The sequence below is a fragment of the Mycobacterium sp. E796 genome (genome assembly GCF_001672815.1).
Classification (GTDB): domain Bacteria; phylum Actinomycetota; class Actinomycetes; order Mycobacteriales; family Mycobacteriaceae; genus Mycobacterium.
The window spans coordinates 1-1,506 of sequence record NZ_LZKK01000125.1; the positions used below are offsets into that span (position 1 = coordinate 1).

At 68.1% G+C, this 1,506-nt stretch carries 2 protein-coding genes; one reads left to right on the top strand and one right to left on the bottom strand.

What is annotated here, in order from left to right:
* Positions 1-141 precede the first annotated feature (141 nt).
* On the top strand, positions 142-480 hold the full coding sequence (locus A5706_RS34200) for a hypothetical protein (protein ID WP_082964291.1): 339 nt from the start codon (positions 142-144) through the stop codon (positions 478-480).
* A gap of 96 nt (positions 481-576) precedes the next feature.
* On the opposite strand, the gene A5706_RS10085 is transcribed toward A5706_RS34200, so the two are convergent.
* Positions 577-1,506 (bottom strand): Ppx/GppA phosphatase family protein (locus A5706_RS10085; RefSeq protein WP_068129688.1); only part of this gene is annotated, 930 nt, incomplete at its 5' end.

The following is a 1,506-nucleotide window of genomic DNA, read 5'->3' on the forward strand; positions in this document are numbered from 1 at the left end:
AGCGACAAATTCCGCCGTCGCGGCCGATCGCCGGCTGAGTCACATGCGCCCCATTAGTACCCGCGCGGAGGCGGCACCCTTTGTGCCCGCCTCACAGCGACAACTTGAGGCGATGTCGTACAGGTATGCGACCCTGCGGCAATGAACCTTCGAGGAATCGAACTGCGCTATGTGCTCGCGATGCACCTCGCTCATAATGGGCGGGCAACCGTCGCCGAAATGCTCCATGCGCTTGAAGCGCAAGGCTTTTGCGTCCCCGGGAGGGCATCGAAAGTCATTTCGGATGCCCTGCGTTGGGAGACGGAGCGGGACAGGGTGCGCCGGCTTCGGCGCGGGCTGTACGGGCCGGGCTATATCCCGCGCTCCACCGAACACCGAATACATAAACGGGTGCTCGCGTTGCGTGCGGCGGCCAAGTGTCGCTCTGAGGCGGGCACAAAGGGTGCGGCCTCCGCGCGGGTACTAATGGGGCCTATGTGACTCAGCCGGCGATCGGCCGCGACGGCGGAATTTGTCGCTGTGAGGCGGGCACAAAGGGTGCCGCCTCCCCGCGGGGACCAATGGGACGGATATGACTCAGCCGGCGATCGACAGCACGATGCCGTCCAGGATGTCGTGTTCGCTGACGATCAACTCGTCGATGCCGGCGCGGGCGCGCAGTTCGCGCGCCAATTCCTCCACCACGATCGCGCCGCCGCCGATCACGTCGGCCCGGCCCTCGTGCATCGGCGGCAGCGCGGCGCGCTGGGATCGAGTCATTCCGATCAGTCGCTCGCACACTGCCAGCAGATCAGCACCCGGCACGCGTGAAAGATGAATGGCCGCAGAGTCATACGCCGTCATGTTATGCGCCAACGCGGACAGCGTGGTCATCGTGCCGGCCAGCCCGACCCAGGTCCGGGCCCCTTCGACGTCCACCACGCCCAGCGCGACGTCCAGCCGCTCGCGCACCACCGCTCGGGCGGCCGCCACCTCGTCGGGCGTGGGCGGGTCGGAGTGCAGGCAGCGCTCGGTAAGCCGGACGCATCCGATGTCGGCCGAGTAGGCGGCCACCACCCGCTCGCTGCCGAGCACGATCTCGGTGGAGCCGCCACCCAGGTCGACGACGACGAAAGGCGCAGCACTGCTGTCCAAATCGCCGACCGCGCCGTGGAAGGAAAGCGAGGCCTCCTCCGCTCCGCTGATCACCTCGGCCACCGCACCGGGCAACACCGCACCCAGCACCTCGGCCGTCATCGCAAAGAACACATCGCGATTGGCGACATCGCGCGCCGCCGATGTCGCCACCATCCGCACCCGCTCGACGCCGTGCGCCTTCAGTAGCGACGCATAGTCGGTCAGGGCGGCGCGGGTTCGCGCGATCGCCTCGGGCGCGAACTCACCCGTCGCGTCCACGCCCTGCCCCAGCCGCACGATCCGCGTCTCGCGGTGCACGTCGCGCAGCCGGCCGCCATCCGCGTCGGCGATCAGCAACCGGATCGAGTTGGTGCCGCAATCGATCGCGGC